This is a genomic window from Porticoccus sp. GXU_MW_L64 (genome assembly GCF_052983295.1).
Genome location: NZ_JBRKJK010000019.1, coordinates 36008 through 42840, shown reverse-complemented (window position 1 = coordinate 42840; position 6833 = coordinate 36008). Strand labels below are relative to the sequence as shown.

General features: G+C 53.3%; 9 protein-coding genes. 4 read left to right on the top strand and 5 right to left on the bottom strand.

Annotation, left to right across the window (positions count from 1 at the left end; translation table 11 throughout):
• Positions 1-158: 158 nt before the first annotated feature.
• Both ACVBEJ_RS13390 and ACVBEJ_RS13385 read right to left on the bottom strand, forming a co-directional pair.
• The gene (locus ACVBEJ_RS13390; protein ID WP_447130146.1) at positions 159-635 is read right to left on the bottom strand and encodes a hypothetical protein; all 477 of its coding nucleotides are present in this window, start codon (positions 633-635) and stop codon (positions 159-161) included.
• Positions 636-713: 78 nt separating this feature from the next.
• Positions 714-1247, bottom strand: a complete 534-nt coding sequence (locus tag ACVBEJ_RS13385; RefSeq protein ID WP_447130145.1) for a DUF2695 domain-containing protein — start codon at positions 1245-1247, stop codon at positions 714-716.
• A gap of 591 nt (positions 1248-1838) precedes the next feature.
• Between ACVBEJ_RS13385 and ACVBEJ_RS13380 the strand changes: the two genes are divergently transcribed.
• Positions 1839-2123, top strand: coding sequence for a TMEM165/GDT1 family protein (locus tag ACVBEJ_RS13380; RefSeq protein WP_447130144.1), 285 nt, complete (start codon positions 1839-1841; stop codon positions 2121-2123).
• A 38-nt stretch (positions 2124-2161) separates the two neighbouring features.
• A complete protein-coding gene (locus ACVBEJ_RS13375) occupies positions 2162-2431 on the top strand; it encodes a DUF4404 family protein (protein ID WP_447130143.1) in 270 nt (89 codons plus the stop codon).
• Positions 2432-2437: 6 nt separating this feature from the next.
• On the opposite strand, the gene ACVBEJ_RS13370 is transcribed toward ACVBEJ_RS13375, so the two are convergent.
• The 3 genes from ACVBEJ_RS13370 to ACVBEJ_RS13360 form a co-directional block, all read right to left on the bottom strand.
• Complete coding sequence (locus ACVBEJ_RS13370; protein ID WP_447130142.1) at positions 2438-2932, bottom strand: VOC family protein; 495 nt, start codon at positions 2930-2932, stop codon at positions 2438-2440.
• A gap of 70 nt (positions 2933-3002) precedes the next feature.
• The gene (locus ACVBEJ_RS13365; protein WP_447130141.1) at positions 3003-4025 is read right to left on the bottom strand and encodes a GGDEF domain-containing protein; all 1023 of its coding nucleotides are present in this window, start codon (positions 4023-4025) and stop codon (positions 3003-3005) included.
• A 114-nt stretch (positions 4026-4139) separates the two neighbouring features.
• Positions 4140-4922 carry a hypothetical protein gene (locus ACVBEJ_RS13360; RefSeq protein WP_447130140.1) on the bottom strand — a complete coding sequence of 261 codons (783 nt, stop codon included), beginning with the start codon at positions 4920-4922 and terminating at the stop codon, positions 4140-4142.
• Between the two features lie 72 nt (positions 4923-4994).
• Between ACVBEJ_RS13360 and ACVBEJ_RS13355 the strand changes: the two genes are divergently transcribed.
• Both ACVBEJ_RS13355 and rlmD read left to right on the top strand, forming a co-directional pair.
• A complete protein-coding gene (locus tag ACVBEJ_RS13355) occupies positions 4995-5450 on the top strand; it encodes a GAF domain-containing protein (protein WP_447130139.1) in 456 nt (151 codons plus the stop codon).
• A complete protein-coding gene (gene rlmD, locus ACVBEJ_RS13350; RefSeq protein WP_447130138.1) occupies positions 5450-6820 on the top strand; it encodes a 23S rRNA (uracil(1939)-C(5))-methyltransferase RlmD in 1371 nt (456 codons plus the stop codon). Before ACVBEJ_RS13355 ends, rlmD begins: the two co-directional genes overlap by 1 nt.
• Positions 6821-6833 lie beyond the last annotated feature (13 nt).

The window sequence follows — 6833 nt, the reverse complement described above, 5'->3', positions numbered from 1 at the left end:
ATGGCGTCTTGGTTGTAGTTGTATGGTTTGAAGTTTGGCATGGAATGAGTCCTTTATCAGATGCCATATTTTAGCAAAAAACGCCTTGTTTTTAGAGTTTTTCTACACCTTCAACGCCTTAATGACGGGCGCCGCCAGGCGTCCCGTTGATTAATTTGTTATATTAATCCTAGTTTTCTTAAATATTCATCCGTTTTAGCAACTGCATCATCGATCGACTGATTTCCAAATGACTCCCTTAAATGCCCTACTAGCTTTGACATTTGTGGAAGATCAGATAGCTCAGCACATGAGATGAATAGGTCGAATGCAGATTTTATCTTATCTTTTTGCATCCCCTGAAATTGCCCATGATTGAATTCAGTATCAAACTCATAAGTATTTAAAAGTTTTATCCACTTATTCTTTAATGGAACTTTAGATCTCTCTTTCATTTCTTTGTAGTTATCAGGCGTATGAAGATTCAAATTAACTATATTAACTCCTTTAACTTCAGGGCCAGAGTATTCTTTAAAACGCCCCCTCATCAATGCATCCATATAGAAAGTAAATGGAATGCCAATTTCTTGAGTTAGAGATTTTTGTATCTCTCCATCTCCCGAATAAAAGTTAATCCTAATTTCTCTTAATGCCATTTTACTCTCGACAATATAACGCTTTGCTAATTTGCGCCGCCAGGCGTCAAATTGAGCAACTTGTTATACCATTGACCCTTAATAAATTGCATCTTCTTCGAGGTTCATAGCAACCTCACAATCACAAAAACCACCATGAGCCATTAGAGATGCTATCACAACATTTTGATCGTAATTAGTTTGAGCAAGCCAGGTTTTTGTATGCTGGTGATCATGCTTACAACCCTGTTTCTGTACCAAATCGTCAACGTAATTTAACAGCTCAGTAAGCTCATTTTTTTCCAAAGGCATCCACGTTTTACGAGATTCAGTACTTCCAAACAATTGGTAAGGATCACCGTCCATTAGTAGAGACCAATCATCGTTGATTTTGACCCCATTTAGGAATGAATGCATTTCATCTAGATCTATGCCATTTTCAACCAACCATATGTCGGTTTGTTTGAAATTGGACTCGTGTCCGTATTCAGCGATATGCGCACCGACACTAGATACTAAGGATATCATTTGGTCGCGATTGACAGGGCTCATTGAAAGCCTTTCGGCCTCTCGTCGTTCTTTCTCAGCTTTTATTGCCGCTTCCCGTGCCGCCTTTTTATTCGCCTTACTCATACTCTACTCGCTGAGGTATAACAGCTCGTTTAACGGGCCTTCGGCCCGATAACAATTATTATCGGGAATCCCGTTTAATATATTATCGGGCTTCCCGCCAAAGCACTAACCAGCTGATTTGTAAGTCAAAATATCTATATCAAATATTTTTGATCTTATAATCGGGCCGTTTTGACCGCTGCAATCACTTGATATTTGCAGAGAAAAATATACTGCACATACGAACAGTGTTTGTGGAATGGAGGCCCAAAAATGAGTCAGTCACCATTCCTTCAGTCAATCTACGAATATAAGCTGGCAGTTGCCGAACCATAAAGACATGTTTGTACAGAAGCAAGGGCTTTTTCGCCAGGGCAATCGTGCTTAAACGCACCCAAATTCGTCATTCCCGTGCAGGCGGGAATGACGCTCCTTTTGACGTTAACGTCAGTAAATAATTTTTCAAAACCGAAGAAAGATGTTGGCTTTCAGCCTTGCCCGTAATCCTGCTGATTTGCCACTGAAAATACACAAAGTTTAATCCTGCGATTCTATGGTCTATGTTTCATAATGTGCTACAGAGGTTCCTTAAATACTTGCATGGGAGGTCTTGTGGACTGGAAAGCATTGTTCACCATTTTTGCTTTGATGTTTGTTGCCGAGCTTGGGGATAAATCCCAGGTGGCGACGTTGCTGTTTGCCGCTGACCGAGAGATTAACCGTTGGCTGGTATTTGTTGCTGCGTCGTTGGCGCTGGTGGCGGCCACCGGTGTTGGGGTGATTGCCGGTGGTGTGCTGTCTCAGTGGTTGAGCCCCAAGGTGCTGGGGGTGATTGCCGGTACGGGGTTTATTGCTATTGGCCTGCTGACGCTGATTCGTAGCCTATACTTGCCATAGGGGTATGTTTGACAGAGGTACGTTTGACAGGGGTACGTATGACAAACGATGAATTGAAGCAGCAAATCGCCGAATTGCGCCACTCACTGCAGGAGGCCAGTGAAACCGATGTGCACGTGAAAGACATGTTGGGTTCGCTGATGGAAGATATCGTGGTGCTGGTCAGTGAGGATAACGGCGGTCAGGTGGATAGTCAGGCGGTGCATTCACAGCTGGATCAGCAGGCCGCAGATTTTGAGGCTCGCCACCCGAAGGTGGCTGGCTTGTTGCGGCAGTTGATGGACCAGCTGGCGAAGTTGGGTATTTGATGGCGATTATTTCGGGCTGTGCTTGAACTCCAGCCGATTGCCACTGGGTTCGCGCAGCATCATGTGTTTGGCGGGGCCGCCGTAGAACGGCTCGGGTGCAAATTCAATAACCACCCCCGGATACGCTTTGGCGCGCCGGTGCAGTTTGTTCAGCAAGTCAAAGCTGTCGACACTAATAGCCAAGTGGTGCAGGCCCACATTGGTTTTGCGATTGAAGTCGGTCTGATTGGCGCGGTCCTGTACCGCCCACAGGGTGACAAACATGTTGCCGTCACTGACAAAATTGGCCGGGTAGCTCGGGTCGCTCCCCGCTTTTCTCCACCCCAAAACCTCTGTGAAAAACCCCGTTGAGGCGGCCAGGTCTTTTACGGTCAGGCCAACGTGGTCAAAGCCTGACGTGAGGGGGCTGTCTATTGGTTTAAGGTCGTCATCGGCCAGACTGTTGGTGGTTGTGCTCAAGGCAGTTGCCAGCAGCAATGCAATGGTTGCCAGATATTTCATGTCAGCGGCTCCTTTCAGAAATAAGCCCTTTGGCCCTGCAGGTTGCAGAAAGGTTCCGGGAGCAGGTTTATTAACCTGGCACTGGCTGCGCCACTTCCACTCGGTTGCGGCCGTATTCCTTGGCTTGATAGAGGGCTTTGTCAGTTCGTTCTTTGAGGCTGTCGGCGCTGTCTTCGGCGCTGGCCTGTGAGACGCCAACAGACACACTGATGTCGTTGATGATTTCGCCGCTATCCGCCTGGCGCACGCTGATGGTGGAGACTTTTTCGCGAATGGTTTCCGCCAGTTGCGCGGCCTGTTCTGCGGGTTGTTCGCAGATAACAGCAAATTCCTCGCCGCCGTAGCGCATGGGGTGAATGTGCGCTTCACTCAGGCCGGAGAGAATATCCCCCACTTCTTCCAGAATGCGGTCGCCGGTAACGTGGCCGTAGGTATCGTTGCATTTTTTAAAGTGGTCCAGGTCCAGCAGTAACAGGCTGGTGGGCTGGCTGTTGTCTTGCAGGCAGCGGGCGATGGTCTGGTCAAAGGCGCGGCGGTTGCCGATTTGGGTGAGTTCGTCCAGCAGGGCGGTTTGTTCCGATTTCTGCAATTGCTGTTTGAGGTTTTCCACTTCCTGGCGGGCTTCCACCAGGTGAGACTGAAAGTCCTGGGTCAAGCGGTTCACCGCGTCTGTATCCCGCAGCAGGTTGTTAAGGGCTTTTTGCACCTCTTTGGGGTCGTCGGTATTCTGTACGGCGGCAATGGTGGTTTTCAGGGATTCGCTGTACTGGCTGGTGCCTTCGCTGGCCTTGTTCACTGTGTCGAACAGTTGCGATAGCAGCTCAGCCACCGCCCCCTGGGTTTCGTCCTGTTCCGGCAGGTGGTCGCGCACAAAATAGTCGTAAAACAACTGCTGGCTTTTTTTCGGGTCGTAGGTGCCGGCTGCCGGAAATTCAAACAGCAGGCGTTCGCTCAGCTCTCTGCTGGCACTTTTGACGTGGGAGTACCAGAGCGCGAAATTCACCGGATTGGTGGGTATTTGCCGCTGCACCATCAACGGAACAGCCTGCTTTAGATAGCTGGCGGAAGCGGCGGAATCTTCATCGAACTGCATTAAAAGTGCTCCAAAATTGGGAGCAGTCCCTGCTTTGTTATGAATTGTTAGCTGCGCAGATGGTGCCCAATAACGAGCTGTGAATCAATTGCCTGGGTGTGCCTCGGCAGCTTGTCATGAGGAATTTTTACATTCTGTGCGTTGTTTCAAACCTCGAAGAAACAAAAACACCCCCGCAGCTGCGGCCAGGTGTTTGAGACTGTGGCCGCTAACAGTGCCGAGCTGCTGGTAAATGGCATCGTCCCAGTGTTCGCAGGCCTTGGACAGGGCGTAACAGCCCACCAGAGCCATGTAGTGACGCAAATCCCGGAAGCGGCCGGGGAATAACCACAGGATCAGGGGGATCAATATCATGGGCAGAAATTGCACCAGTGCGTAGGGTCGCAGGTCGCCTTGCCCCTGTTGCTCGCTGATGTGCCAGTAAATCACCGATGCCAGCCCCAGCATCACCAGGGGCCACAATAAGCGCCGACCCAGGGTCGGATTGATACGTTCGCCAACAACGGCGCTGAACAGCCCCATAAACGCCAGTGTCATGGGCAGCCTGTCCCATACCAGCCGTTGGTTGTCTGGCGCCAGATGGTAGTAACCAGAGCCAAAGCACACCAGCAGCACGCCGCCAAAGAATATCAGGTAGGCGCATTTTTCGGTGGCGGCAACAGTGCTGTTGGTGGCCTTCAATAGGTAGCGCAATCCCCAAAACCCCACCAGGGCAAAGGGCAGGTTTGAGGCCACGTCGCCAAAATTGGCCAGCCCCAGCCAGGGGCGCGCGTCTGCAAACTGGTGATACTCCAGGTCCTGGGGGATGGGGTCAATAAATGCCATGCCCAGTGCGGTTGTCGCAGCAACCGCCAGCAGTAGCCAGTGGCGCCAGTTCGCGTGGTTGTCAAAGTCCATGGGCACGGGCTCCTGCCTTTATGTGTTGATGACCCAATCGGGTACACTGCCGCCTTTTACCGGTAAAGCGCTATGAATGTCTGCTACGACACACTGAATTTGCAATTGCAGGGTTTGCTGGAAGGCGAGCCGGACTGGATCGCCAACCTCGCCAATGCCTCCGCCTTGCTGTGGATGAGCCTACCAGATATTAACTGGGTGGGCTTCTACCTGTGTCGTGATGAGCAATTGGTGTTGGGGCCTTTCCAGGGCAAGCCCGCCTGTACACGCATTGCCATGGGCAGTGGTGTGTGCGGCACGGCGGCGGCCAGCAATTGCAGTCAGCGGGTTGCCGATGTGCACCAGTTCGATGGCCATATTGCCTGTGATGCCGCGTCCAATTCCGAGTTGGTGGTTCCCATTGCCAATAGCGGTCAGGTGGTGGCGGTGCTGGATATCGACAGCCCGCAAGTGGATCGTTTTAGCGAGGCGGACCAGCGCGGGATGGAGCAGCTGGCGGCACTGCTCGCCACGGTGTATCCAGGCTGATGGCGCGCTCACCGCGCCCCGGCCGCCGGCAGCGCAGGCGACCTGTTGCCGCGCAGGAGTTGCCAGCGCCGGTTGAGGTGGACATTGTCGACCTCAATCACGACGGCCAGGGGGTTTGCCGCCATCAGGGGCGCACTCTGTTTGTCAGCGGTGCACTGCCGGGGGAGCGGGTACTGGCCCGCTATCGGCAGCGGCGGGGCAAGTTCGACCTGGCGGTGGCCCAGCAAGTGATATCCCCTTCCGAACAGCGGATTGAGCCCGGTTGTCGCCATTTCGGGCGCTGTGGTGGCTGCCAGTTGCAGCACCTTGATAGCACCGCCCAACGTCACCACAAGCAGCAGCTGTTGCTGAATACACTGCAGCGCATCGGCGGTGTTGCGCCGCGCAAATGGTTGCCGGTAATTGCCGGCCATCCCTGGCAGTATCGGCGCCGTGCGCGCCTGGCGGTGCGCTGGCTGAAAAAAACCGGTTGCGTCGAATTGGGGTTTCGGGCGTCTGGCAGCGAGCAGTTGGTGGCCATCGGCGAATGCCCCATTCTGGCGCCGCCTTTTGACCAGCTGATCCAGCCGCTTGCTGAACTGGTGGCCAGCCTCGACGGGTGCGCGCGGGTGCGCCAGCTTGAGTTGCTGGCAATGGATGGCTGCAGCGCCGTCAATGTGCACATGCTGGGGCAATTGAGCCAGCGGGATCGCCTCAGGTTGCAAACCTTTGGTGATGAACGCCAGTTGCAGATGTACCGCCAGTCAGGGGGTATCGACACCCTGGAGCCGGTGTCTGATCCCGCTCAGCCACTGAGCTACAGTGTCGCCGGTGGTGACCTGACGCTGCAGGTGGCGCCGGGCAGCTTTGTGCAGGTCAACGGCGCGGTGAACAATCACCTGGTGGATCAGGCATTGCAGTTGTTGCAGCTCAACGGCAGCGAGCGGGTGCTGGATTTGTTTTGTGGCCCGGGAAACTTCACCTTGCCGCTGGCGCGGCGGGCAGGCTTTGTAGTGGCGGTGGAGGGCAGTCAAACTGCTATTGACCTGGCCGCTAAAAACGCCGCTGCCAACGCTATCGACAATGTGGAGTTGCATGTGGCGGATCTCAGCCAATGCCAGCGCCAGCGGCCCTGGGGCAAGGCCAGGTACGATGCGGTGTTGCTGGACCCGCCGCGCAGCGGCGCTCGCGAAGTGCTGCCACTGGTGGTGGCCAGTGGTGCCAAGTCGGTGGTGTATGTGTCTTGCCATCCGGGTTCGTTGGCCCGTGATCTGGGGGTGCTGGTCAACGATGGCGGCTATCAGCTGGAATCAGTGGCGGCGGTAGATATGTTTCCCCAGACGGCACACCTTGAGGCGCTTGTGCTGTTAAAAAAGCCAGAAGCAAAGTAGTGGTGCGAGTTGC